Source organism: Glutamicibacter sp. X7 (genome assembly GCF_054889245.1).
The window spans coordinates 1837516-1862585 of sequence record NZ_CM142678.1 but is presented as its reverse complement, the minus strand read 5'-3'; the positions used below and the strand labels follow the sequence as shown (position 1 = coordinate 1862585).

Genomic DNA, 25070 nt, shown 5'->3' with positions numbered 1-25070 from the left:
CATCAGCAAGTGAGGTCTGTTTAGGTGTCTCCCATGGCCCGCACCGCTCAGGTGCCCGCCGCGACCGATCCGTCGCTCATCCGAAATTTCTGCATCATCGCACATATCGACCACGGTAAGTCGACCCTGGCCGATAGAATGCTGCAGCTTACCGGCGTGGTCGCCGCCCGCGATATGAAGGCCCAGTACCTGGACCGGATGGATATCGAACGCGAGCGCGGTATCACCATTAAGTCCCAGGCCGTACGCATGCCGTGGGAGCTCGATGGGCAGTCGTACGCGCTGAACATGATCGATACCCCCGGCCACGTGGACTTCACCTATGAGGTCTCTCGCTCGCTGGCAGCCTGCGAGGGTGCCATCCTGCTGGTAGACGCCGCTCAGGGTATCGAAGCGCAGACCCTAGCGAACCTGTACTTGGCCATCGAAGGCGACCTGACCATCATTCCGGTGCTCAACAAGATTGACCTGCCCAACGCGCAGCCGGAAAAGTACGCTGCGGAACTGGCCGGCCTGATCGGGTGCGAACCGGAAGACGTGCTGAAGGTATCCGGTAAGACCGGTGAGGGCGTCGAGGCGCTGCTCGATGAGGTTGTGCGTCAGCTTCCTGCCCCGGTCGGCGAAGCCAACGCCCCGGCCCGCGCCATGATCTTCGACTCGGTCTACGACACCTACCGCGGTGTGGTGACCTATGTGCGTGTGGTCGATGGCAACTTGAAGCCACGTGAACGCATCGAAATGATGTCGACCGGCACCACCCACGAACTTCTCGAAATTGGCGTCTCCTCACCGAACCCGATCCCCACCAAGGGTTTGGGTGTCGGTGAAGTGGGCTACCTGATTACCGGTGTGAAGGACGTCCGACAGTCCAAGGTCGGTGACACCGTCACCAACAACGCGAATCCGGCTACCGAAAACCTGGGCGGCTACGAAGAACCCAAGCCCATGGTGTTCTCCGGCCTGTATCCGATTGACGGATCGGACTACCCGGCCTTGCGCGATGCTCTGGATAAGCTTCAACTCAACGACGCCGCGCTGGTCTACGAACCGGAGACCTCGGTGGCACTGGGCTTCGGCTTCCGCGTGGGCTTCCTCGGCTTGCTGCACCTCGAAATTACGCGCCAGCGCCTCGAGGCCGAGTTCGGGCTGGACCTGATTTCCACCGCTCCTAACGTGGTGTACCGGGTGATGGGCGAAGACAAGCAAATGATCACGGTGACCAACCCGTCGGAATTCCCCGATGGGAAGATCCTCGAGGTGCACGAGCCGATGGTCTCGGCCACCATTTTGGCGCCGAGCGAGTTCATTGGCGCCATCATGGAACTGTGCCAGTCGCGTCGCGGCACCATGGGCGGCATGGACTACCTCTCCGAGGATCGTGTCGAAATGCGCTACCGGCTACCGCTGGCGGAAATCGTCTTCGACTTCTTCGACCAGCTCAAATCCAAGACGCGTGGCTACGCCTCGCTGGACTGGAAGGCCGACGGGGAGCAGACCGCCGACCTGGTCAAGGTCGACATCCTGCTCCAGGGCGACCAGGTGGACGCATTTAGCGCCATCACCCACCGCGATAAGGCGTACGCCTACGGCACCATGATGGCCACCAAGCTACGCGAGCTCATTCCACGCCAGCAGTTCGAAGTGCCGATTCAGGCAGCCATCGGCTCTCGCATCATTGCCCGTGAGAACATTCGAGCGATTCGCAAGGACGTGCTGGCCAAATGCTACGGCGGTGACATCAGCCGTAAGCGCAAGTTGCTGGAGAAGCAGAAGGAAGGCAAGAAGCGCATGAAGATGGTCGGTCGCGTGGAGGTTCCGCAGGAAGCCTTCATCGCCGCACTGTCCTCGGACGAGCCGAAAAAGAAGTAATGCCCTCAGTTCTTCCCGACGGTGACCCGGCACCAGCCGACGGGTTGCTACCCCCCGCGTGCGCCGAAGGCGCCGCGGGGCGTAGCTTCTCCTTCTACGTGCATATTCCGTTTTGCACGGTTCGCTGCGGTTACTGTGACTTCAACACCTACACGGCCACCGAACTCGGATCCGGCGCCTCCCAACTGACCTATGCGCAAACCGTCTCACGGGAAATCGACTTCGCCGAGCAGGTTCTCGAGCGCTCCGGTATTCCGCAACGCACGGTCGATACCGTATTTTTCGGTGGTGGCACGCCCACCCTGTTGCCTGCCGCGGACCTGGTGACCGTGTTGCAGCGCATTGTCCAGCGATTCGGACTGACGCCCGGGGCGGAGGTCACCACCGAGGCCAACCCCGATTCGGTCACTCGTGAGTCGTTGGCCGAATTGGCGGCGGGCGGATTCACGCGCGTGTCCTTCGGCATGCAGTCCGCGGTACCCCACGTGTTGCAGGTTCTGGAACGGACGCATGATCCGCGCCGATTACCGCAGGTGGTCAGCTGGGCCCGGGAGGCCGGGCTGGAAGTAAGCGTGGACCTAATCTATGGCACACCGGGGGAATCGCTCGAGGACTGGCGCACCAGCATCGAAGCGGCATTGGCCCTGGAGCCGGACCATATCAGTGCCTATGCGTTGATCATTGAGGAGGGCACCAAATTGGCGGCCCAGATCCGCCGCGGTCAAGTGCCGAATATCGACGATGACGATCATGCCGAGAAGTACCAGCTGGCGGACGAGCTTTTTGCCGGCGGCGGGTATGGCTGGTACGAGGTCAGTAACTGGGCGCGCGAACCACGATTTGCTTGCGACCACAATCTCGCCTACTGGAAGGGTGGGGATTGGTGGGGTGCCGGCCCGGGCGCTCACTCCCATGTCGGCGGTCTGCGCTGGTGGAATGTGAAGCATCCGGCGGCTTATCAGCAGCGGATCGACGCGGAAATTTCTCCCGGCGCCGGACGCGAGTTCCCCGATGCTGAGGCCGTGGAGCTCGAACGCACCATGCTTTTGACGCGGCTATCCAGTGGGATGCCCTTGGAGCTACTCAGCGGCGAAGCGCGGCAGAACGTGGCCGGGCTCATCGCCGATTCACTGATCGATCCAAAGCAGGCGCTCCAAGGAACGTTGGTCTTAACGCAACGAGGCCGGCTCTTGGCCGACCTCGTAGTACGTCAACTGCTCGGATTCTGAGCAATCGGTGCCCCCTGGCGCTACTTGAGCAACCGAAGGTTCATCGAGTAGCGGTAGGGGCGTCCCTTATTAACCTCGATACCGGCACGTGCGCCCATGAGCGTCATGAAGATCCACAACACCACGGCCAGTACGGCAAACAGCCAGCCCAGCCCGGGAATCAGAGTTAGTACGTTCAACGCGATCGCCAGCACGGTCAATGGCAACGCAAAGTTGAAGGCTTCTTTGGCTTCCTGCGCGGTGAACGGTCCCCGGTCGCGATAGACCGCGAAGATCACCGCGGCCGGAATGCAACCGAGAATCAAGCCGAAGTGGGCGAGCATTGCCCATTGGCGGTCTTCGGAGGGAGTCAACGGCTGAGCCGATGTTTTGGATCCCTCGAAATTCGAACCCTTCGACGGATCCGTCTGGCGCATTGACACTGGCACTTCCTCGCGTTGCTGTTGGTTTCTACGCCTAATTCTACGCAGTGTCGCCGGAGAAATCGGGGATATTGCACCCTATTCTCCATTTACTGGGCGATTGTTAGCTAGTTGTAATCTTCGCTGGTGAGGAAATCGATCAGCTCTTCGACACGACCGAGCAACTGCGGTTCGAGTTGTCCGTAATGGGTGACGGTATTCAAGATTTTCGACCAACCGATGCCGATGTCTTCGGCCGTCGCATGCGGCCAGCCGAAGCTGCGCAACACGCCGGTTTTCCAATCCGTGCCTTTGGGGATGACCGGCCACGCCGAAATTCCCAGCGTGGCGGGTTTGATCGCCTGCCAGACATCCACGTAGGGGTGGCCGAGAATTTTCACGTTTCCGGCCGCACCGGGCACCTTGAGTGCCTCTTGGACGATGCGTTGTTCTTTCGTGCCCTCGATCAGGTGATCAACCAGAATGCCCAGACGTCGCTGTGGCGATGGGGCGAACTCGGCGATCGCTCCAGCCAGGTCGTCGACGCCGTGCAGGGGCTCGACAACAATGCCTTCCACGCGCAGGTCATGGCCCCACACCTTTTCGACCAGTTCCGCATCGTGCTTACCCTCGACCCAGATGCGACTGGCGCGGGCAACACGGGCCTTATGCCCGGTGACCGCCACGGAACCGGAGGCAGAGATTTTCTTGCCCGAGCCGGCCGCTGTGCGCGGCTCGATTAGTTCAACCGGTTCGCCCTCGAGCAGAAATCCGAAGCCTGCGGGAAAGGAGCGAGTGCGGCCATGTCGATCTTCAAGCACGATGACGCGCATGCCGCCGGACTTTTCCGTGCGTATGACTTCACCGACCCATCCGCTGTCCACGTCTTCAAGCAGTAGGCCCTTGGCGACGGGCACTTGGCGGAGTTTTCGCGGCTGTGGCGCGCGCAGGTCTTGGGCGCCCCAGGGATAATTGGTCACGAACTGCCTTTCGCTGTGATCGAATACGCGGGAAATCCCATGCTAGCAAGCGTTGAACGTACTAGACTTGGCACTTGAAAGGTTCGAGTGCTAATTCGAGGCGAGGTGGTCCCATGAGTGAGTTGCGTAGGTTGGATGTGCTGCGCGCAATCGTCGAGGACTACGTGCAGTCCCGTGAGCCCGTCGGCTCTAAGGCGCTGCTAGATCGTCATAATCTCGGCGTCTCGGCGGCGACAATCCGCAATGACATGGCGGCCCTGGAAGAGGAGGGGCTGATCGCGGCCCCGCACACCTCTTCGGGGCGTATCCCTACCGAAAAGGGCTATCGGCGTTTCGTGGATCAGATCGAGGAGCTCAAGCCGCTCTCACGACCCGAACGCGACGCCATCAACAAGATTCTCGACGGTTCGCACGATCTCGACGATCTCTTGCGCAGCACCGTGCGCTTGCTCTCACAGTTGACCAATCAGGTCGCGATGATTCAGGTGCCGCATTACGACCTGGCACATTTGAAAAATCTGGAACTGGTGTGGCTGGGTGGATCCCAGGTGCTGATGGTACTTATCACCTCCGACGGCACCGTGGATCAGCGCATGCTGACGGTGGATCGGATGATTGGTGAAGAAGAGCTCCAACGTTCCAAAATCTGGCTGCTAACCCACTTTGCGGGGCGGCAAATTGCCGACTTGGCACAGGCTGAGTCCGTGCCCGTCCCGGCGGAACTAGACGCGGCTTTTCTCAACGAATTGGTCGACGGTATTTCGGCAATGGCCCTCGCCGCTGGCAAACAGCGTATTGTGATGGCCGGAACCGCGAATTTGGCCCGTTCGGGCAGAGACTTTCCTTTGAGCATTACTCCGGTTCTCGAAGCACTAGAGGAACAGGTTGTATTGCTGAAGCTATTTTCCGAGCTCGAAGCGGATTCACGTGGTGTGGCCGTAGCCATCGGCACCGAGAACCACTACGGCCAGCTACTGGATACCGCGGTCATCGCCACCACCTACAGTAACGATGCCCGCAATAAACTCGGCGTGCTGGGCCCGACGCGCATGAACTATCCCTCGTCGATGGCCGCAGTACGCGCTGTGGCGCGCTATCTTTCGCGTATTTTGACCGGCTAACCCTTGTTGGCCCCTACACTCAACGTATGACCCCTGCAGAAAGGATGCGGCTTCACCGTGAGCACGCACTATGAAACCCTTGGCGTGGCCAAGGACGCGACCGGACAGGAAATCAAGAGCGCGTACCGCAAACTTGCGCGCAAGCTGCACCCGGACGTGAACCCGTCTCAGGATGCCGCTGAGCAGTTCAAGCTGGTAACCCGCGCCTATGAGGTGCTCTCCGATGAGCAGAAGCGCGCCAACTACGACGCGACCGGCGACGAGAACGGCAACGGCCAGCAAGGCTTCGGCGGTGGCGGTTTCGGTGGCTTCGGGGATATCTTCGAGCAGTTCTTCGGAGGTGCCGGCGGCCAGCAGGGCCCGATGTCGCGTACCCAGCCAGGGCGTGACGCGCTGATCACCGTCACCATCGACCTGGAGGACGCGGTCAAGGGCACCGTGTACCCGCTGGAGATGGAATCGGCTGTCACCTGTAAGGTCTGCAACGGCTCCTGCTGCCGCGAAGGCACCAGCCCGGTGACCTGCTCGATCTGCCACGGCGCCGGTCAAGTGCAGCGCCCGGTGCGCTCCTTCTTGGGTCAGATGATGACCGTCGAAACCTGTGCCGCCTGCCGCGGCTACGGCACCACCATCCCGGATCCCTGCGTGGAGTGCAACGGCGAGGGCCGCGTGCGCGAGCATGTGTCCAAGCAACTGAACATTCCGGCCGGTGTGGCCTCGGGTACCCGCATCCAGCTCCGTGGTCAGGGCGAGGCAGGCCCGGGCGGTGGCCCGAACGGCAACCTGTTCGTGGAAATTGACGTGCGTCGCCACAAGATCTTCGAACGCGACCACAACGACCTGCACGCCAAGATGAGCCTGCCGATGACCGCCGCGGCCCTGGGCTGCGAGCTGAAGCTGGAAACCTTCGACGGCGAACAGACCGTGAACGTCGAAGCCGGCGCGCAGGACGGGGACACCGTCACGTTGCCCGGCTTGGGTGTGCCACGGCTTCGCGGCGGCAAGCGCGGCGACATCGTCGTGCACCTGCAGGTGGTGACCCCCACCAAGCTCGACGCCGCCCAGCGCGACCTGCTCGAACAGCTGGCTAAGCTCCGCGGTGAGGAGATGACCGCCGGTCAGGTCGAACAGTCCGGCGGCATGTTTGCCCGCCTGCGCGACAAGCTCCACCAGCGCTAACGGCTAGCCAATGAGTAACCAGAGCTTCACCATCGACCCCGAGCAGGCCAGTGGTGCCGCAGTGGGCGATACCCTTGAGCTCACCGGGGCCGAGGCCCACCATGCGGCCACGGTCAAGCGGGCCGCGCCCGGCGAGCAGCTCGATCTGCTCGACGGGCGCGGTACCCGGCTGACCGTGAGCGTGCTCGAGGTCGGGCGTGAGCTCCTGAGCGTCCGTGTGGAGCAGGTGGAGCGTGAACCTGCACCGGCGATCCCGATTTCGCTGACGCAGGCGCTGGCCAAGTCGGACCGCGACCTGCAGGCAGTCGAAGCCGCCGTCGAATTGGGGATCAGTCAGGTCCAGCCCTGGCAGGCCGAACGCTCCATCGTGCGCTGGAATGAAGCAAAGGCGGCCAAGGGCCAGGCGAAATGGCAGGCTCAGGTCCGCGCCGCGCAGAAACAGTCCCGGCGCACACATGAACCCTCGGTGCAGCCGCTGTGCAACTCGAAGCAACTCGAAGCGCAGATTGCCGAGCACGTGGCGGCCGGTGAGCTGGTGATCGTGTTGCACGAGGCCGAGCAGCGGGCGCTGTCGGAGGTGGTGAGCCAATGGCTCGGTGCCGACACGGAAGGCGGCGCCATCCGACTGATCGTGGGTCCCGAAGGGGGCATCTCGGATGCGGAGATTGAGCGTTTTACCGCCGCCGGAGCCATTCCCGCGTTATTGGGTCAGCATGTGTTGCGTGCCTCGACTGCTGGACCGGCCGCACTGGTGCTGATCCGACACCTACTCGGCGAACTCTAGTCTTCGGATTTGGGGCCGACGGTGAAATCGCTGGTCACCGTCGCGACATGGGCCATGGACCCCTGATTTTGTCCCCACAGGGTCAAGCGGTACCGGCCCTTTTCGAGCCGCTGGCGGATGCTGAAGCTGCCGTCATCGGCGATCAGCGCTTGGTCCACCCGGGTCGCCGGGATGATGTTGTGATCCCCGGATGCGGTATCGAGACGGGTCAGGCTGTAGTGCGTTCCGCCGCTGAAACCGGACGTGCGTCCGTTGATCCGCACATTCCCGGCGGTCTTGACCGAACCGTACTGCGGGTCAATGATCCACAGGGGAGCGGCAAACCTCGGGTCGCGTTCAATGGTGGCCGGTAGCTGATAGTCGCCAAAGACCGTGGCCTCTGGCTGCCCGTCGACCAGCAGTCGCACCCTCGGTGCCGCCGTTCCGGTGAGCAGACTGGCGTGGGAGGCGGCGGCCGTGGCCGTGAATACCAGCTGTTGGATGCTACGTTCGGCCAGCCCATTATCGATGCGGGCGGTAAACACCGTGGCGGGCAAATCGAGGGTGATCACATTATCGTGACCGACCGCAACGCCGATTTCGGTGCTGGGTTCCAATAGCGTGTACCAGCGGTCCGTGGCGGGGGCATCGTTGAGTAGATAACGCACCGCCTCCGTGACCGGTTCGGCGCTGGCATCACCTTTGACATATTCACGGTAGAGAAAAACGCCCTGATCGGTGTTCTGCAGCCAGTACACCGGCAGACTTTGAGCCTTCGTGCCGCTTTCGACCGTATCTTCAGCCACCGGTAGTCCGTTGGCTTGTGCCGGGTCGGCGGTGGGCATCTGCAGTTCCGTGCTGTTTTGGGTGCTAGCGCAGCCGGTCAACGCCACCGCCGCAACCGCTAGGCAGGCAATGCGTTGGCGCATTACGCCTGATTTACGCACCTTGAACTGCACACTTCTCCCATTTCCGTATCATGCCCTCAGCGCGCCCGACTCGCCCTCCGGCGAGCTCGCGCGCCCATTTAGCTTGCCACAAGTTTGCCCGGCAAACGGCCGGAAACCGAGTTTTCTACCGATCCGTAACCAAATCTATACCTAAGCTGGCTACGCCGTGGGCGCAATGGACCCACCGCGATCGGGTACTGGCTAGACTTGAGGTAGGCAGAACCTATTCACCCGATCAGCTCGAAAAGGGGCATCTAGCACTGCATGGACGTTGAACAACCAGCTACGGCCGCACAGGGCGCGTCGCTCAGCATCAGCTTTGACACACCGGAGCATATGGTCGCCACGCTCGGCGCCGGCGACGAGCTCTTGCGCATTCTCACCGGGGTCTACCCGGATGTTGTGTTCCATCCAAATAGCGAATCGTTGACCCTTCGTGGCGAACCCTCGCAGGTACGGCGTGCCCAGCGCGTAGTGGAAGAGGCACGTTCCCTTGCCTCGCGTGGCACCCGGATGTCCGCCGAGGCCATCGAGCAGATCATCAAGATGCTCGGCGCCGGACGGCAGGATTCCCCGGCCGACGTCCTCGGGTTGAAGATCCTCTCCGGACGCGGACGCTCGATCCGCCCCAAGACGCTGAATCAGAAATCCTATGTCGATGCCATTGAGGACTCGACGATCACCTTCGGCATTGGGCCGGCCGGTACCGGCAAAACCTTCCTCGCGATGGCCATGGCCGTCTCGGCCCTGCAGGATAAGCAGGTCAATCGGATCATCCTGACCCGTCCGGCGGTCGAAGCGGGGGAGAAGCTCGGCTTCCTGCCTGGCTCCTTGAGCGAGAAGATCGACCCGTACCTGCGTCCGCTCTACGATGCGCTACACGACATGGTTGATCCCGAATCGATTCCGCGGTTGCTCGAAGCCGGCACCATCGAGGTGGCGCCGCTGGCCTATATGCGCGGGCGCACCCTGAACGACGCATTCGTCATTCTCGACGAGGCGCAGAACACCACCAGCGAACAGATGAAAATGTTCCTTACCCGTCTGGGATTCGGTTCGAAAATGGTGGTTACCGGCGACATCACGCAGGTCGACCTGCCCGGTTCGGCCGTGTCCGGTCTGCGTGTGGTCACCGAGGTGCTCGAGGGCATCGATGACATTTCTGTCTGCCGCTTGGATTCCACCGACGTGGTCCGTCACCGGTTGATTGCCGATATTGTCTCGGCGTACGACCGTTGGGACAGCACCCGCAAATACAAGCACCGCAACGAACGAGGCAGCAAATGAGCATCGACGTTAACAACGAGACCGGCTTCGAAGTTGACCTGCAGGATGTCTCCAAGCTGGCCGACTTCGTGATGCGCCGGATGTTCTTGCACCCGCAAACCGAAGTATCGATCGTCTTCATCGACGAAGAGGCGATGAGCCGCTTGCACGTGGAGTGGATGGACCTCGAGGGGCCGACCGACGTGATGAGCTTCCCTATGGACGAGCTACGTCCCGGAACCGAGTCGGCGCCGGGCCTCGACGGGATTCTGGGTGACATCGTGATTTGCCCTACCGTGGCCGAGGAGCAGGCACGGCGCGGCGGACACAGCACCGCCGATGAAATCCTGTTGTTGACCACGCACGGCCTGCTGCATCTGATGGGTTTTGATCACGATGAGCCCGAGGAACGTGAGGAGATGTTCACCTTGCAGCGGACCTTGTTGGAGGAGTACCTGGGGCGTCCGGCCCCGAAGGAAACGGTGCAGTAGACGGTGATTTTCATCTTGCTGGCCCTTGCGCTGGCTTTTATCGTCTGTTCTGCGGTTCTTACGGCGGCCGACGCCGCGTTCTACACACTCTCGCGCTCTGCAGCCGAAAAGCTCCGAGCCGACAGTCAGTCTCCGGCCTTGAGCCGGATTTTGGACGATACCGAAACGCACGCGCAGGCCATCCGATTTTGGCGTATTTGGTTCGAGACGGCCTCGGCGGTCGCCGTGGCGCTACTCTTTTCCCGCTGGATCGAAAACGACTGGCTTACCGGCCTGTTGGCCACCATGGTGATGGCCGGCGTCGGCTTCGTGCTGGTTTCGGTCTCGCCTCGCCGCTACGGGCGCTCCAATGCGCGTACCGTCGTGCGGAGCACCGCGCCGCTGGTGCGAGCCCTGCGGGTCGTGCTCGGGCCGGTCAGCGACTGGCTAGCCTCCATCGGCAAGGCATTGAGCCCGGGCGCAGTCGGCGATGACGAAGGGTATCTGGGCAAAGAACTTCTGCGCGATATCGTCGATCGAGCTAGTGAAGGCGAGGGTTTGGACGAGGAGTCGGCCGAACTGATCTCCTCGGTTATTGATCTTGAAGAAACCCATGTGCGCGCGGTGATGGTGCCACGCACCGACATGGTCGTGTTGACCCCCGAAGATACCGTGGCCACGGCCGTGGAGCTATTCATCGCCTCCGGCTTTTCACGGATCCCGCTGGTGGGCGAGGACAACGACGATGTACGCGGCATCATCTACCTCAAGGATGTGATCCGCGAGGTCCACGGCCTGCAGGAAAAGATGGAGCTGAGCGAACTGGCCCGCGAGGCGCGCTTCGTTCCGGAGTCGAAGTCCGCTGCTGATCTGCTCCAAGAACTGCAGATGGAATCCATTCACTTGGCGATCGTGATCGACGAGTACGGTGGTACGGCAGGTCTGATCACCATGGAGGATCTGCTCGAGGAGATCGTCGGTGAGATCGACGATGAATACGATCGCGCAAAGTTTGAGATCATAGACAACCCGGATGGTTCCTTCTTTGTGATGGCCGCAACGAATGTGAACGATCTGGCCGAGCATCTGGACATGGAGATCGAGGAAGAAGACGTCGACACCGTCGGCGGCCTGCTCTCCAAGGCGCTGGAATCTGTTCCGGTGCTCGGATCCACCGCAGAGATTTACGGGCTACGGCTTACCGTGGCGACCCTTGCCGGTCGCCGAAACCGCATTGGAAAGATCCATGTAGAGCGGCTTGAGAAGGCCGCCTCCGACGATACGCAGAACGATGAGGACTCAACAGATGAGCGATAACGGAAAATTGCTACCCAGTGGGGGATGGCCGGAAGACTACCGATCGGGGTTCACCTCGTTCGTGGGACGCCCCAATGCCGGCAAGTCCACGCTGACCAACGCGCTCGTAGGCCAGAAGGTCGCAATCACCTCCGCGAAGCCGCAAACCACCCGGCACACCATTCGCGGCATCGTGCACCGCGACGACGCCCAGCTGGTGCTGGTCGATACCCCCGGCTTGCACCGCCCCCGCACGCTCCTGGGTCAGCGACTGAACGATCTGGTGGCCGAGACCCTCTCGGAAGTTGATGCGATCGGCTTCTGCATTCCGGCCAATGAGAAGATCGGCCCGGGTGACCGGTTTATCGCCACCCAACTGGCCCAGCTGCAGCGCAAGCCGATTATCGCCATCGTAACCAAGGCCGATCTGGTGGATCGCGAGCAATTGGCCGCCCAGTTGCTGGCCGTGACCGAGCTTGGCAGCCAGAACTTTGGTCCCGAGGGCTTCGCCGCGATCGTCCCGGTCTCGGCGGTGAGCGAATTCCAGGTCAAGGAGGTGGCTGATGTTCTTGTCCAGCAGCTGCCCTTGGGTCCGCCTCTCTACCCGGATGGCGAGCTGACCGACGAGCCGGAGTCCATCATGGTCGCCGAACTGGTGCGCGAGGCCGCCCTGGAGGGTGTGCGTGACGAATTGCCGCACTCGTTGGCTGTGGTGGTTGAGGAAATGCTGCCGCGCGAGGGCCGCAGCGAAAACAACCCCATGCTCGATGTCCATGTCTCGCTGTATGTGGAGCGCCCCAGCCAGAAAGCCATTGTCATTGGCCGCGGCGGTTCGCGACTGCGTGAGGTGGGCACCAATGCCCGCAAGGGGATCGAGGCACTCTTGGGCACCAAGGTGTACTTGGATCTGCATGTGAAGGTCGCCAAGGACTGGCAGCGCGATCCGAAGCAGCTAGGACGCTTGGGCTTCTAAACCTGCGGTTATTTCGCTAGTCGCGCCACAATCTGCCGGGCCACGATCTTTTCAAGGCCCGGCAGATTTGTCGCTTTAAGAATCATCCGGCGTTGCAACTGCTGCCATCGGTTACGCGGCAAGAAACTGCGCGCCGCCCGACGTCCGGAAGCCTGCGCCTGCCGAATCACCGGCAACCAGCTCGTAGCAAAGCCAGCCACGGCCGCTGGCACCCGGTCGGGGTCGCTGAGCTGGCCAAGTTCGTCGCCCAGACGTGCTGCACCGGCTATCGCCAGCGAGGCACCCTGCCCGGCCAGTAGGGAGACGGCACCTCCGGCATCGCCGAGCAAGAGCGTGCGGCCGGCAAAAATCCGGGGCATCAGGATCTGGGCCACCGTATCGTCATAGGGGAGCTCCGGGCATAGCTCAAGGAGGCGATCAACCTCCCGCCCCAAACCGTCGAACTGCTCGCGAAGGACCTGCCGGGTGGGTTTCCCGCGATCCTGTGCCCGCGGGCGATAGACCAGAAAAACCGCCACCCGACCGTCGCTCAGGGCGTAGTAGCCGGCGCTTCGCCCCACGCTGTCGGTGAGCATAAAAGTATCGTGGATCCTGGCGTTCAGTTCGGGATCGGTCACGATATAGGCAGCCGCCCGCATCCCCAGATCAAGGAAATATGAGTTGTCGGGCCCGAATACTTCGCGGCGTACCGTCGAATGCAACCCGTCGGCACCGATGAGCACGTCACCACGAAAGGTCCCGGACTGCTCTGCACAGTGCAAGGCGACACCGGCCTGCGCGTTGTCGACACTCTGCACCGTGCACCCGTAGTGCAGGCTGATTCGCCCCGCTGGCACATCCGCCAGGGCCCGGCGAGCCACGGCCTCTAGATCTGGGCGCATCAGGCTGAAGACTTTCCCACCGGCCAGGCGCTGGAAGGAACGGTAGTTGAGTCGCCCGGTTTCCTTGCCCACGGGATCCACGTAGCATGCGGCGTCCACATCGTAGGCGGCCTCCCGCATGCGCCCGGCTAGCCCGATACGCTCGGCGGCCAGCACTCCGGGACCAAAGAAATCCATCATGTAGCCCTCGGGCCGGGGGCCGCCGCTGCGTTCGAGCACCGTAACTTGCCAGCCGGCCAGACCGAGCTGGCGGGCGGCGACCAATCCCGCAATTCCTGCACCTGCAATGAGCACTCGCATCTCGACCCTCCACGCGCGATATTGCTCCAGCGTGAACCGTGGCGTGCTTGCTGTCCAGACCCGCAACCGCGATCAGCGTGTCCACAATGTGACACGATCGCGCAATAAGTTCCGTGCTGAAGAATTTACAGCGATATGCTTACCACGTGCATTTGACGCTACTACTCCTACTTAGCCGCTGCGAGGATCCAACGAACCGTTAGTGGTTCCTGGCCAAGCCCTCGTTGCGGAGTAGTTCATATCTGGCCCCATTTCATCGTGATTTCAACGCCCCGGGGAGAGTAACCATGCAGCACGTGCAAAAGCCTTCGAAAATGCCTATCCACAAGTACGTCCCGTTTCAGGACCAGATCCAGGTAAATCTGCCGGATCGCACCTGGCCGGACAAGTACATCACCAAGGCTCCGCGCTGGTGCGCCGTCGATCTGCGCGACGGCAATCAGGCACTGATCGACCCCATGAGCCCGGAACGCAAGCACAAGATGTTCGACCTGTTGGTGCAGATGGGGTACAAGGAAATCGAAGTTGGATTCCCTTCCGCCTCGCAGACCGACTTCGACTTTGTGCGTCAGCTCATCGAGCAGAACCGCATTCCGGAGGATGTAACCATCCAGGTGCTCACCCAGTCCCGCGAGCACCTGATCGAGCGCACCTTCCAGGCGCTCGAAGGGGCCAAGCAGGCCATCGTGCACCTGTACAACTCGACCTCGATCCTGCAGCGTGAGGTGGTCTTCCGCCAGGATGAGGACGGCATCGTGGACATCGCCCTGCAGGGCGCCCGCTTGTGCAAGAAGTACGAGGAGCAGCTGACCGGCACGCGGATCACCTACGAGTACTCCCCGGAGTCCTTCACCGGTACCGAACTGGAATTCGCTAAGCGCATCTGCGACGAGGTTGCCGAGGTCTTGGAAGCCAGCGTCGAGCGTAAGGTGATCTTGAACCTGCCAGCCACCGTGGAAATGGCGACGCCGAACGTGTACGCCGATTCCATCGAGTGGATGCACCGGAATTTGGCGAATCGTGAATCGATCATCCTCTCGCTGCACCCACATAACGACCGTGGCACCGGTGTGGCCGCCGCGGAGCTGGGCTATCTGGCCGGCGCCGACCGTATCGAGGGGTGCCTGTTCGGCAACGGGGAGCGGACCGGTAACGTCGACCTGATCACGTTGGGGATGAACCTCTTCGGGCAGGGGATCGACCCGGAGATCGACTTCTCCGATATGGACCACATCCGCCGCACCGTCGAATACTGCAACCAGTTGCCGGTACCGGAGCGTAGCCCCTACGGTGGCGACCTCGTCTTCACCGCGTTCTCCGGTTCGCACCAGGACGCCATCAAGAAGGGCCTGGAGGCCATGGAGGCCAAGGCCGCGGCCCAGGGCAAGGATATTAACGAGATCATCTGGGCGGTACCGTACCTGCCGGTGGACCCGAAGGATATTGGGCGCAGCTACGAGGCCGTGATCCGCGTGAATTCGCAGTCCGGCAAGGGCGGCGTGGCCTACCTCTTGAAGAACGACTACTCCTTGGATCTGCCCCGTCGCGCGCAGATCGAATTCTCCGGGGTCATCCAGCGCAAGACCGATTCCGAAGGCGGCGAGGTTTCCTCGGCCACCATTTGGAATGTTTTCCAGGATGAGTACCTGCCGTCGGCCGAGGGCTCGGAGATGGAACCATGGGGCTACTACCGGATCGCCTCGGCCACCGCGGAGTCCAGCGAGGATGGCAGCTTCACGCTGCACACCAAGCTGCTCATCGACGGTGTGGCCCACGAGCGTTCCAGCACCGGCAACGGCCCGATTTCGGCGCTGGTGAAGCTGCTCAATGACGACGGCGTGGACCTGCGCGTGCTGGACTACACCGAGCATGCGCTCAGCGAAGGCGGGAACGCTCAGGCGGCCGCGTACGTCGAGTGCGCCGTTGGTGACCGCATTCTGTGGGGTGTCGGCTTGGACGCCAACACCACCTTGGCCTCGCTGAAGGCCGTCGTTTCGGCCGTGAACCGCGCGATTCGCGACGCCGCCGAATAAGACTTTGGCGCGCTGACCCGCTGCCGCTACGCCACCGATGGTGGGATAGCGGCAGCGGGTTTTTTCGTGGACGGCTTTCGGTGGGAGAATAGGGCATGTGTCCAGAACAGGTTTTGCCGCGCGCAGCTACCGCACCCGCGGGATTGTGCTGCGTACCCATAAATTGGGGGAGGCCGACCGCATCATCACGTTGATGACTCCCGATGGGATGGTGCGTGCCGTCGCAAAGGGTGTTCGGCGTACCACCTCGCGGCTTGGGGCTACCCTCGAACCATTTATGGAAGTGGACGCACAGATCGTCATGGGCCGCACGCTACACACGATTTCACAGGCCCAGCTACGCCACCCCTACGGCCAACGTTTGGTCGCGGACTATGCCAGTTACACGGTGGCACACGCAATGGCGGAAACCGCCGAACGTCTCGCCGAGGCCGACTCGGACTCGACCGCGGCACAGTATCGGCTCCTGCACGGAGCCATCGCACTACTGGCCCGGCACGAGGTACGCCCCGGCGCGGTGCTAGATTCCTATATTCTGCGGGCGCTGGCCATTGCCGGATGGGCTCCGAGCTTTACCGACTGCGTTCGCTGTGGCGCGCCGGGACCTCATCAGGCGATTAATATCCCGCTGGGCGGTGTGGTGTGCGCTAACTGCCGCCCGGCCGGTTCACTGTCGCCGCATCCGGTCACGGTCTCCTATCTGCAGGCCCTACTCACCGGCGACTGGGCCGCGGTCGCGCAGGCCGGCCCCCGAGCTATCGATCAGGCCGCCGAGATTGTGGCCAATTATCTGCAGTGGCACCTAGAACGTGCCGTGAAGTCGCTACGTCATGTGGAGAGAACGTGAAGAAACTTGCCCCGATCACCGGCCAACGTGGACCGGTGAAACCCTTTGCTCATCCCGAGCAGCTGCAGGCGCCGCAGATTCCCGCAGAATTGGTGCCCGAACATGTGGCGATCGTGATGGATGGCAACGGTCGCTGGGCGAATCAACGGGGGTTGCCGCGGACCGAGGGACACCGAGCGGGCGAGGCAGCACTTCTGGATGTGCTCGCCGGCGCCGTGGAACTGGGGATCAAATACGTTTCCGTTTACGCCTTCTCCACCGAAAACTGGAAGCGGAGCCCGGACGAGGTGCGATTCCTCATGGGCTTTTCGCGGGATGTGTTGCGCCGACAACGTGACACGCTGAACTCCTGGGGAGTACGGATCCGCTGGTCGGGACGCGAACCGCGATTGTGGAAGTCGGTTATTCGGGAACTGAAGGTGGCCGAAGAACTGACCAAAGACAATCTCGGCTGCCAGCTGACCATGTGCGTGAACTATGGCGGGCGCGCCGAGATCGCCGATGCGATGGGGCTCATTGCCCAGGACGTTGCCGCTGGCCGGCTCAAGGCCTCGGCGGTCTCCGAGAAAACCATTGCCAAATACCTTCACGCGCCCGAGCTTCCGGACGTGGACCTCTTCATGCGTACCTCGGGGGAACAACGCACCAGCAACTTCTTGCTCTGGCAGTCGGCCTACGCCGAATTCGTGTTCCTCGACGAGCTGTGGCCAGATGTCGATCGCGGCACCTTGTACAAAGCCGTGGAACAGTATGCGCAGCGTGATCGCCGCTACGGGGGAGCCGTGGATAAGGTCGTGAAGGCCTAGCCCAGGGCCATCGGCAACCAGCGACCCAAGCTTCGGTACGCTTCGGCGCGCGGCTCGGGCGCCGACGCGAATACATCGTGCATGGCCGAGTCGATGGTGCACAGCGTAACCAGCGAACCTAGTTGCAGGGCGCGGGCGCGCGTCTGCACCGCATCAATCACCGAGTCGGTGGATTGAATGTCGGATGCATATTGAAGAGAAAAGTGTGTCCGTTTACTGGTGGCCACAAAGATTGGCAGCTCCAAGGCCAAACCCTTGGCGATCACTGCGTGCCCTTCAAGCACCGTACTGAGCCATCCAGCGGTGGCCGGGAACGCTTTCATCGGGCGCCACACGCGGTGCAGATCCCACCAGCCTTCGCCCTCGGCACTCATCGACCGCCAATAGGTATCGACTTCGGGTAGCCGCAGTTTGCGCCGCGGGTTTCCGCGAGCCATCGCCTCGAGCAGCCCCTTCATCGGGGCGCGCAAGAACGCGGTGCCCTGAAACTCTAGCCAGGGCGAATTCAGAACCAGCCCGGTGGCACTTAGGCCGGTGCGCGCCAGCCAGAGGCACAAGACCAATCCGCCCAGTGAATGCCCATGGAGCACGAGCGGCAGTCCTGGATGCTCCGCCTCGATGATCTCCACGGCGGCGGCCAGTTCCTCGTCATAGATGCTGAGGTCACTGACGAATCCGGGAAGTTCGTGCTCCACCCGAAGGCTGCGCCCAAAACGACGTAAATCCAAGGCATAGAACGCCACATGCTGCCCGGCGTAGAAGTGCGCCAGCTCGGGATTATAAAAATAGTCGCTCCACCCATGCACACTGAGCACGACGGCACGCGGGCGATCGAGCAGTCGCTTGAAACCGGTGCGGCGGTAGCGTACCAGGGTCGCCAGCGTGGGCGCATCGCCATCGTCACGCAACGGAAGGGTCGTATAGCTAAAGCCGTCACCTAGCGGATCATCGACCCACTGCCCGGGGTCAGTTGATTTCGCAAAGTCCGGCCACTGGCTGGTGGGGGATGCACTGACATGCCTCATACCGTGTAGCCTAGCCGTCGCGAGTTTGTCTGGATGCGTTGCGGCACGGAAAATAGAAGTCATGCGCATCTACCCACTGGTTTTTAAGCACCTGTTCACCAAGATGGACCCGGAACAGGCACACCACCTGGCCTTCAACGCCATCAAAATCGCCCAGCGGGTGGGCCTGACCAAGGCGGCACGATCTTTCTTCGCCCCGGACCCCTCGCTGCGCCGCACGGTGCTCGGCATTGATTTCCCCTCACCCTTCGGTTTGGCTGCCGGCTTCGATAAGGGAGCGACCGGAATCGAGGCACTAAGCGATCTTGGCTTCGGTCACATTGAAATCGGAACCATCACCGGGCAGAGCCAGCCGGGCAACGAGCGTCCCCGCTTGTTCCGTCTGGTCGAGGACCGTGCGGTCATCAACCGGATGGGCTTCAACAACGACGGGACACAAGAAGTTTCGGCCCGCGTGGCCGCGGCACGCGCTCGACTGGCCAAGGAGTATGACGGGGTGCGTCCCGTCGTCGGTGTCAACATTGGCAAAACCAAGGTGGTGGAGCTTGAAGATGCGGTGGGGGATTACCTGACCTCGACCCGTTACTTGGCGATCCACGCCGACTACCTCGTGGTTAACGTCTCCAGCCCGAATACGCCGGGACTTCGCCTGCTGCAGAGTGTTGAATCCCTGCGCCCGCTGCTGAGTGAAGTCGGGGCCCTCGCCGATGAAGTAGCCGGCCGACATGTGCCGCTGCTGGTGAAAATCGCGCCGGATCTCAGCGATGACGACGTCGCTGAGGTGGCGGCCTTGGCCACCGACCTGAAGCTCGATGGCATCATTTGCACCAACACCACCATCGGCCGCGAGAACCTGCAAAGCGACAGCGCCAAGGTTGAGGAGATTGGTGCTGGCGGGCTATCCGGTGCCCCACTCAAGGAGCGCTCGCTGCAGGTGCTACGCCAGGTTCGCCAGTTGGTTCCGGAAGAAATGGCCATCATTTCGGTGGGCGGCGTAGAAACCGCCGCGGACGTGAAGGAGCGCCTGGAGGCGGGCGCCGATCTGGTGCAGGGCTACACCGCGTTCTTATACGAAGGACCCTTCTGGGCCCGCACGATCAACCGCGAGCTGGCAGAACTCTTGAAGTAGTATCCCGCTCTACAAAACAGGGGCCTTGTTGTTGACTCAACAAGGCCCCTGTTTTGTATCCACGCGTACAAGCTGAACGTTGGGTAAAGCAAAGGGGCGGCCACAAGGCCGCCCCTTTTGCTTGCGAGAAGCAGATTAAGACTCGAAAGATTCGCCGCGCTTGACCTGAGGCTTCGGCAGACGCAGCTTGCGGAACTGCATGGCACGCATCGCGGCGTACATCCGCACCCCGCGATCCAGCGATCCATACTTCGCGACCAGACGCTTCTTGAGCATGATCGTGGTGACGATCAGTTCAAGGATCACAATGGCCAACACGATCCATAGGGCAAATTGGATATTGACCTGAACGACGAGGTTATTACCGAAGATCAACGAGGCAATAAGGAACCCGAAGATCAAGAACATCATGAATTCGCTGAACATCCAGCGAGAGTCGACGAAATTACGGGCATAGCGCTTCTGCGGACCCTGATCACGCGGCAACAGGTAGCGCTCGTCGCCGGTCTCATTAGCTAAACGCAGGCGCTCCTGAGCCTCCATACGCCGCTTACGCTCCTGCTCCTTGGCGAGCTTGCGGTCCGTGGGCACCAGCGGACGCTGACGTTGCGACTGCTGAGCGCTTCGTTTCGGCGTCGGACCGGACTTACGTCCGTCACCAGCCGTGGGATCTACGGGCTGAGTCGGCTCGGCACTTGCCTGCGACTGGGGATCTTCCTTTTTACGACCAAACACCCCACCATCCTACCGGCACCTGTGGGCTATTTCGCATCGAAGGCATTGTCCATTGCTAGGCTAAAGCTATGACTAATTTCTCTACCGTCGATGCCACCACCCATGGCATCGATCTCGAAGCCTTGCGGGTCCAGGTCGATCAATCCTTTACCGGCATCGTCGATGAATTACGCCACCTCGTCTCGATTCCAGCCATTGCGTGGGAATCTTTCGACCCGGAAAACCTCGAACGCAGCGCCCAGGCTGTGGCCCAACTGGCCGAAACAGCAGGCATGGACAGCATTGAAATTCTGCGCGAACCTACCGATAGCGGAAGCCTCGGTAGCCCGGCCGTCGTAGCCCGCCGCGCGGCCCAGCCGGGTAAACCTACGGTGTTGCTTTACGCGCATCACGATGTGCAGCCCCCGGGCAACGAAGCCGACTGGAACACCTCGGTTTTCGAAGCCACCGAAATCAACGGGCGCCTCTATGGTCGCGGCGCGGCCGACGACAAGGCCGGGATCATGGTGCATGTGGCGGCCATGCGCGCCGTATTGAGCCTGTGCGAGGACTTCGGCGTCGGCGTCACCTACTTCATCGAGGGGGAGGAGGAGGCCGGGTCGCCATCGTTCCGCAACTTCCTCGAAGCCCATCAGGATAAGCTCAAGGCCGATCTGATTATCGTGGCCGACTCGTCGAACTGGGCCGTGGGAACTCCGGCATTGACCTCCTCGCTTCGTGGCATGGCGGCCGCGGAGATCACCGTGCGCTCCATGAGCCACGCGGTGCATTCGGGCATGTTTGGTGGCCCGGTATTGGACGCACCGCTACTGGCAGCGAAATTGATCAGCAGCTTCCATGACGAGAAGGGCAATGTGGCCGTGGCCGGCCTACATTCTTTCGAGTCCGCTGAGGTCGATTTCGCCGAAGAAGATTTCCGCCGGGATAGCGGCATCCTAGATTCCGTGGAGCTTGCCGGTGAAGGCAAGCTCACCGATCGCCTCTGGCACAAGCCGGCACTGAGCGTTATCGGCCTCGACATGCCCGCCGTCGCGCAATCTTCGAACACCCTGATTCCGCAGGTTCGCTTCAAAGTATCGATGCGACTGGCCCCGGGCCAGGACCCACGCAAGGCGCTTGAAGCACTCGAAGCGCATGTGCGCAGCGTGGACCTGCGCGGGGCCGAAGTTGGTTTTGAAGGCACCGAGGCCGGCAGCGCCTACCAGGCCGCCGAAGGCACCAAGTCAACGCAGATCGCGCAGTGGGCTCTGGCGAACGCGTGGGGCTGCGAGCCGGTCAACATGGGACTGGGCGGTTCGATTCCTTTCATCGCCGATCTCTCCGAGGTCTTCCCGGAGGCGCAAATCTTGGTGACCGGCGTGGAAGATCCGGACTCGCGTGCGCACTCCGCGAATGAATCACTGCACCTAGGCGATTTCAAAAATGCCATCATCGCCGAAGCCCTTCTGTTGGCGCGCATCAACGCCGAAGGACTATGACTCGCGTCATATAACGGAACGCGCTCTGCCCAGATGGGAAGCATGGCCCGTAGGATAGAAGGAAGAAAATGTTCGGTCCCGGCGTTACACCGACCAAGGACTCGAATCAGCATAAGCAGTATGGGAGGAAAATCATGACTGCAGCAGCCAATGACGTGAAGGGCGACCCAACCGAGTTGCCAAGCCACGATGTGAAGCTCAGTGACGTTGCCGCGGAAAAGGTGCGCTCGTTGCTCGAGCAGGAGGGCCGCGACGATCTACGCCTTCGCATCGCCGTGCAGCCAGGTGGCTGCTCCGGTCTGATCTACCAGCTGTACTTCGATGAGCGTGTGCTCGACGGTGACGCCGTCCGTGACTTCGACGGGGTCGAGGTCATCGTGGACAAGATGAGCGTTCCGTACCTGGCTGGCGCCTCCATCGATTTTGAGGACACCATCGCCAAGCAGGGCTTCACCATCGATAACCCAAGTGCTTCGGGCTCATGCGCTTGCGGTGACTCCTTCCACTAAAGGCCGCGGGAACTAACACCGCTGCTCGACCGTTGATGAAAAATCTCGGTCGGGCAGCGGTGTTTTTCTGCATTCTGGGCCCCAAGAGGGTAAGCTCTACATTAAGTAGTAAAACTATGTTTCGCTTCGTGAGCCACCTCACCGTGCAACCTGTAAATGCGGGGTGACTTATGAAGACCACATTCTGCACCAACAAAGAGGAAGGGCCGTCTGTGAGTTCGCAAGACCGAACCGGCAGTCGCGGGTCTGCTAAAGCCAAAGTCCTGGCTTTGGTTGGCACCGGCGCATTGCTGTTGACGGGATGTTCAGCGGAGGCTAAACGGGGTTGGCTCCCAAACGTGGAGCGTGACACCACCAACCACACCGGTGCGATTCAGGATTTCTGGACGCACTCGTGGCTCGCCGTGATTATCATCGGTATTTTGACTTGGGGCCTGATGCTGTGGTGCATCGTCGCCTACCGCCGTCGCAAGTCCGACACTGGTTACCCGCGTCAGATGAGCTACAACCTGCCATTGGAGATCTTCTACACCGCCGTTCCTTTGGTGATGGTGTTGGTCTTCTTTAGCTTTAACAACAACCTCGAAAAGGAAATCAACACCAAGGTTGATTCCGAGCTTGTTGTCGACGTTCGAGCCAAGCAGTGGTCCTGGGACTTCAACTATGACTACCAGGGTCAGCAGAAGTACTTCGCCGGTGAGCAGGCTCACCTGAACAAGGACGGCTCCGAAGGCGTGCGTGATTCGCTTCCGACCCTCTACCTGCCGGCAGGTAAGAGCGTTGAATTGCAGCTGAACAGCCGCGACGTCATCCACTCGTTCTGGGTCCCAGCCTTCCTGCAGAAGCTGGATATGATCCCAGGTCGCACCAACCACATCTACCTGACTCCTCAGGTTGAGGGCACCTACGACGGCAAGTGCGCCGAGCTGTGCGGTGAGTACCACTCCGAGATGCTCTTCAACGTCAAGGTTGTCGACGAGGCCGAGTTCAAGGCCCAGCTCGCCAAGCTCGACGATGGACACCTCGGCGAGGAGTACGACCGCAAGCCGAACAAGGTGAACTCCACCGCCGGAGAAAACGGCGCTCACGGGGAAGGGGAGTAATCGATTATGACGACGTTTGAATACGCAACAGACGACGCTCGTGCGATCGCACCATCCGTGGTTCCGAAGTCCAAGGGTCGCCTCTTCCTCGACTACATCACTTCGACCGACCACAAGAAGATCGGGTACATGTACCTGGTCATGTCGTTCCTCTTCTTCTGCATCGGTGGCGTTATGGCGCTGTTGATCCGTGCAGAGTTGTTCGAACCAGGTATGCAGATCCTGCAGACCAAGGAACAGTACAACCAGCTGTTCACGATGCACGGCACCGTGATGCTGCTGATGTTCGCAACCCCGCTGTTCGCCGGCTTCGCTAACGTGATGATGCCGCTGCAGATCGGCTCGCCCGATGTGGCATTCCCGCGACTGAACGCACTGGCCTTCTGGTTCTTCTCCTTCGGTTCGACCATCGCCGTGGCCGGCTACCTCACCCCGCAGGGTGCAGCTAGCTTCGGTTGGTTCGCCTACGCACCGCTGTCGAACACCACGTTCTCCCCGGGTATCGGTGGCGACCTGTGGGTCTTCGGTCTGGGCCTGTCGGGCTTCGGTACCATCCTTGGTGCGGTCAACTTCATCACCACGATCATCTGCTTGCGCGCACCGGGTATGACCATGTGGCGCATGTCGATCTTCTCCTGGAACACCCTGATCACCTCGATCCTGGTGCTCATGGCCTTCCCGCCGCTGGCAGCCGCACTGTTCGCCCTGGGCGCGGACCGTCGCTTCGGTGCACACATCTTCGACCCCGATAACGGTGGCGCCGTCTTGTGGCAGCACCTGTTCTGGTTCTTCGGTCACCCCGAGGTGTACATCATCGCCCTGCCGTTCTTCGGTATCGTCTCCGAGATCTTCCCGGTCTTCAGCCGCAAGCCGATCTTCGGTTACAAGGGTCTGGTCTTCGCAACGATCGCGATTGCAGCACTGTCCGCCTCCGTGTGGGCTCACCACATGTACGTGACCGGCGCCGTCATGCTTCCGTTCTTCGGCTTCATGACCATGCTGATCGCGGTTCCGACCGGTGTGAAGTTCTTCAACTGGATCGGTACCCTGTGGCGCGGTTCGATTACCTTCGAAACCCCGATGCTCTGGAGTATTGGCTTCATGATCACCTTCCTCTTCGGTGGTCTGACCGGTATTATCCTCTCGGCTCCAGCACTTGACTTCCATGTCTCCGACTCCTACTTCGTGGTTGCTCACTTCCACTACGTGGTCTTCGGTACCGTGGTCTTCGCAATGTTCGCTGGCTTCTACTTCTGGTGGCCCAAGTGGACCGGCCGGATGCTCAACGAGCGCCTGGGCAAGATCCACTTCTGGTTGCTGTTCATCGGCTTCCACGGCACCTTCCTGATCCAGCACTGGCTGGGCGTTATGGGTATGCCACGTCGTTACGCCGACTACATGCCGGAAGATGGCTTCACCACCATGAACCAGGTATCGACCGTCTTCGCCTTCATCCTGGGCATGTCGCTGATTCCGTTCTTCTGGAACGTTTGGATCACCGCACGTAGCGCCAAGAAGGTTGAAGTTGACGATCCGTGGGGCTTTGGTGCTTCGCTGGAGTGGGCAACTTCTTGCCCGCCGCCACGCCACAACTTCCACTCGATTCCGCGTATTCGTTCCGAGCGCCCTGCGCTGGATCTGCACCACCCGGAATTGTCTGGCCGCGCAACCCCATCCGCACCGGCCGCCAAGATCTTTGGCCCGGCTGATCAGAAGGACGTGTAACG

23 protein-coding genes are annotated in these 25070 nt (G+C 61.2%); 17 read left to right on the top strand and 6 right to left on the bottom strand.

Annotation, left to right across the window (positions count from 1 at the left end; genetic code table 11):
• Positions 1-24 precede the first annotated feature (24 nt).
• Complete coding sequence (gene lepA, locus ACYU0X_RS08995; RefSeq protein WP_418906666.1) at positions 25-1869, top strand: translation elongation factor 4; 1845 nt, start codon at positions 25-27, stop codon at positions 1867-1869.
• Entirely contained in the window at positions 1869-3098 is a 1230-nt protein-coding gene (hemW, locus tag ACYU0X_RS08990) for a radical SAM family heme chaperone HemW (protein WP_418906665.1), read from the top strand. Before lepA ends, hemW begins: the two co-directional genes overlap by 1 nt.
• Positions 3099-3118: 20 nt before the next feature.
• On the opposite strand, the gene ACYU0X_RS08985 is transcribed toward hemW, so the two are convergent.
• Positions 3119-3514 (bottom strand): DUF4870 domain-containing protein, encoded by a 396-nt coding sequence (locus ACYU0X_RS08985; protein WP_309410438.1) that lies wholly within the window; start codon positions 3512-3514, stop codon positions 3119-3121.
• A 113-nt stretch (positions 3515-3627) separates the two neighbouring features.
• Positions 3628-4479, bottom strand: coding sequence for a DUF3097 domain-containing protein (locus ACYU0X_RS08980; RefSeq protein ID WP_461900298.1), 852 nt, complete (start codon positions 4477-4479; stop codon positions 3628-3630).
• 113 nt (positions 4480-4592) lie between these two features.
• Between ACYU0X_RS08980 and hrcA the strand changes: the two genes are divergently transcribed.
• Genes hrcA through ACYU0X_RS08965 form a run of 3 tightly spaced genes read left to right on the top strand, consistent with a single transcriptional unit; the run spans position 4593 to position 7563 of the window.
• The gene (gene hrcA, locus ACYU0X_RS08975) at positions 4593-5600 is read left to right on the top strand and encodes a heat-inducible transcriptional repressor HrcA (RefSeq protein WP_461900296.1); all 1008 of its coding nucleotides are present in this window, start codon (positions 4593-4595) and stop codon (positions 5598-5600) included.
• Positions 5601-5657: 57 nt separating this feature from the next.
• A complete protein-coding gene (dnaJ, locus tag ACYU0X_RS08970; protein ID WP_418906662.1) occupies positions 5658-6779 on the top strand; it encodes a molecular chaperone DnaJ in 1122 nt (373 codons plus the stop codon).
• Positions 6780-6789: 10 nt separating this feature from the next.
• Entirely contained in the window at positions 6790-7563 is a 774-nt protein-coding gene (locus tag ACYU0X_RS08965) for a 16S rRNA (uracil(1498)-N(3))-methyltransferase (protein WP_461900294.1), read from the top strand.
• Here ACYU0X_RS08965 and ACYU0X_RS08960 read toward each other — a convergent pair.
• On the bottom strand, positions 7560-8471 hold the full coding sequence (locus tag ACYU0X_RS08960) for a GerMN domain-containing protein (protein ID WP_461900292.1): 912 nt from the start codon (positions 8469-8471) through the stop codon (positions 7560-7562). The two genes, ACYU0X_RS08965 and ACYU0X_RS08960, sit on opposite strands and share 4 nt — an antisense overlap.
• Before the next feature lie 285 nt (positions 8472-8756).
• Here ACYU0X_RS08960 and ACYU0X_RS08955 point away from each other — a divergent pair, with 285 nt between their 5' ends.
• From ACYU0X_RS08955 to era, 4 genes are read left to right on the top strand one after another with little or no spacing between them, the layout of a single operon-like run.
• Positions 8757-9779: a PhoH family protein gene (locus tag ACYU0X_RS08955; protein ID WP_418906659.1), complete on the top strand. Its 1023-nt coding sequence runs from the start codon at positions 8757-8759 to the stop codon at positions 9777-9779.
• Positions 9776-10249 (top strand): rRNA maturation RNase YbeY, encoded by a 474-nt coding sequence (gene ybeY / locus ACYU0X_RS08950; protein WP_418906658.1) that lies wholly within the window; start codon positions 9776-9778, stop codon positions 10247-10249. Before ACYU0X_RS08955 ends, ybeY begins: the two co-directional genes overlap by 4 nt.
• 3 nt (positions 10250-10252) lie before the next feature.
• The gene (locus tag ACYU0X_RS08945; protein WP_418906657.1) at positions 10253-11545 is read left to right on the top strand and encodes a hemolysin family protein; all 1293 of its coding nucleotides are present in this window, start codon (positions 10253-10255) and stop codon (positions 11543-11545) included.
• Complete coding sequence (gene era, locus ACYU0X_RS08940; RefSeq protein ID WP_309407118.1) at positions 11535-12497, top strand: GTPase Era; 963 nt, start codon at positions 11535-11537, stop codon at positions 12495-12497. Before ACYU0X_RS08945 ends, era begins: the two co-directional genes overlap by 11 nt.
• A gap of 8 nt (positions 12498-12505) precedes the next feature.
• On the opposite strand, the gene ACYU0X_RS08935 is transcribed toward era, so the two are convergent.
• Positions 12506-13678, bottom strand: a complete 1173-nt coding sequence (locus ACYU0X_RS08935) for an FAD-dependent monooxygenase (RefSeq protein WP_461900289.1) — start codon at positions 13676-13678, stop codon at positions 12506-12508.
• 287 nt (positions 13679-13965) lie between these two features.
• Between ACYU0X_RS08935 and leuA the strand changes: the two genes are divergently transcribed.
• From leuA to ACYU0X_RS08920, 3 genes are all read left to right on the top strand, one after another.
• Positions 13966-15711, top strand: coding sequence for a 2-isopropylmalate synthase (gene leuA / locus ACYU0X_RS08930; RefSeq protein ID WP_461900287.1), 1746 nt, complete (start codon positions 13966-13968; stop codon positions 15709-15711).
• A gap of 97 nt (positions 15712-15808) precedes the next feature.
• Positions 15809-16558, top strand: coding sequence for a DNA repair protein RecO (recO, locus tag ACYU0X_RS08925; RefSeq protein ID WP_461900285.1), 750 nt, complete (start codon positions 15809-15811; stop codon positions 16556-16558).
• Positions 16555-17364 carry an isoprenyl transferase gene (locus tag ACYU0X_RS08920; protein WP_418906652.1) on the top strand — a complete coding sequence of 270 codons (810 nt, stop codon included), beginning with the start codon at positions 16555-16557 and terminating at the stop codon, positions 17362-17364. Before recO ends, ACYU0X_RS08920 begins: the two co-directional genes overlap by 4 nt.
• On the opposite strand, the gene ACYU0X_RS08915 is transcribed toward ACYU0X_RS08920, so the two are convergent.
• Entirely contained in the window at positions 17361-18389 is a 1029-nt protein-coding gene (locus ACYU0X_RS08915; RefSeq protein WP_461900283.1) for an alpha/beta hydrolase, read from the bottom strand. The genes ACYU0X_RS08920 and ACYU0X_RS08915 overlap by 4 nt on opposite strands.
• Positions 18390-18450: 61 nt before the next feature.
• Between ACYU0X_RS08915 and ACYU0X_RS08910 the strand changes: the two genes are divergently transcribed.
• Positions 18451-19518: a quinone-dependent dihydroorotate dehydrogenase gene (locus tag ACYU0X_RS08910; RefSeq protein ID WP_461900281.1), complete on the top strand. Its 1068-nt coding sequence runs from the start codon at positions 18451-18453 to the stop codon at positions 19516-19518.
• Between the two features lie 135 nt (positions 19519-19653).
• Here ACYU0X_RS08910 and ACYU0X_RS08905 read toward each other — a convergent pair whose 3' ends face one another.
• A complete protein-coding gene (locus ACYU0X_RS08905) occupies positions 19654-20253 on the bottom strand; it encodes a DUF3043 domain-containing protein (RefSeq protein ID WP_418906649.1) in 600 nt (199 codons plus the stop codon).
• 68 nt (positions 20254-20321) lie between these two features.
• Between ACYU0X_RS08905 and ACYU0X_RS08900 the strand changes: the two genes are divergently transcribed.
• From ACYU0X_RS08900 to ctaD, 4 genes are all read left to right on the top strand, one after another.
• Complete coding sequence (locus tag ACYU0X_RS08900) at positions 20322-21731, top strand: M20/M25/M40 family metallo-hydrolase (RefSeq protein WP_461900279.1); 1410 nt, start codon at positions 20322-20324, stop codon at positions 21729-21731.
• Between the two features lie 134 nt (positions 21732-21865).
• The gene (locus tag ACYU0X_RS08895; protein WP_309407135.1) at positions 21866-22240 is read left to right on the top strand and encodes a HesB/IscA family protein; all 375 of its coding nucleotides are present in this window, start codon (positions 21866-21868) and stop codon (positions 22238-22240) included.
• Between the two features lie 212 nt (positions 22241-22452).
• A complete protein-coding gene (gene ctaC, locus ACYU0X_RS08890) occupies positions 22453-23343 on the top strand; it encodes an aa3-type cytochrome oxidase subunit II (protein ID WP_461900278.1) in 891 nt (296 codons plus the stop codon).
• 6 nt (positions 23344-23349) lie between these two features.
• On the top strand, positions 23350-25068 hold the full coding sequence (gene ctaD / locus ACYU0X_RS08885; RefSeq protein WP_461900276.1) for an aa3-type cytochrome oxidase subunit I: 1719 nt from the start codon (positions 23350-23352) through the stop codon (positions 25066-25068).
• The last annotated feature ends 2 nt before the right edge of the window (positions 25069-25070 follow it).

Bases quoted from the DNA above. Each gene is read 5' to 3' on its own strand.
- ACYU0X_RS08935 (WP_461900289.1), bottom strand. From the start codon at position 13,678: ATGCGAGTGCTCATTGCAGGTGCAGGAATTGCGGGATTGGTCGCCGCC.
- hrcA (WP_461900296.1), top strand. From the start codon at position 4,593: ATGAGTGAGTTGCGTAGGTTGGATGTGCTGCGCGCAATCGTCGAGGAC.
- ACYU0X_RS08910 (WP_461900281.1), top strand. From the start codon at position 18,451: ATGCGCATCTACCCACTGGTTTTTAAGCACCTGTTCACCAAGATGGAC.
- ACYU0X_RS08965 (WP_461900294.1), top strand. From the start codon at position 6,790: ATGAGTAACCAGAGCTTCACCATCGACCCCGAGCAGGCCAGTGGTGCC.
- ACYU0X_RS08895 (WP_309407135.1), top strand. From the start codon at position 21,866: ATGACTGCAGCAGCCAATGACGTGAAGGGCGACCCAACCGAGTTGCCA.
- leuA (WP_461900287.1), top strand. From the start codon at position 13,966: ATGCAGCACGTGCAAAAGCCTTCGAAAATGCCTATCCACAAGTACGTC.
- hemW (WP_418906665.1), top strand. From the start codon at position 1,869: ATGCCCTCAGTTCTTCCCGACGGTGACCCGGCACCAGCCGACGGGTTG.
- ACYU0X_RS08955 (WP_418906659.1), top strand. From the start codon at position 8,757: ATGGACGTTGAACAACCAGCTACGGCCGCACAGGGCGCGTCGCTCAGC.
- ACYU0X_RS08960 (WP_461900292.1), bottom strand. From the start codon at position 8,471: ATGCGCCAACGCATTGCCTGCCTAGCGGTTGCGGCGGTGGCGTTGACC.
- ACYU0X_RS08900 (WP_461900279.1), top strand. From the start codon at position 20,322: ATGACTAATTTCTCTACCGTCGATGCCACCACCCATGGCATCGATCTC.
- ybeY (WP_418906658.1), top strand. From the start codon at position 9,776: ATGAGCATCGACGTTAACAACGAGACCGGCTTCGAAGTTGACCTGCAG.
- ctaD (WP_461900276.1), top strand. From the start codon at position 23,350: ATGACGACGTTTGAATACGCAACAGACGACGCTCGTGCGATCGCACCA.
- era (WP_309407118.1), top strand. From the start codon at position 11,535: ATGAGCGATAACGGAAAATTGCTACCCAGTGGGGGATGGCCGGAAGAC.
- ACYU0X_RS08985 (WP_309410438.1), bottom strand. From the start codon at position 3,514: ATGCGCCAGACGGATCCGTCGAAGGGTTCGAATTTCGAGGGATCCAAA.
- ACYU0X_RS08915 (WP_461900283.1), bottom strand. From the start codon at position 18,389: ATGAGGCATGTCAGTGCATCCCCCACCAGCCAGTGGCCGGACTTTGCG.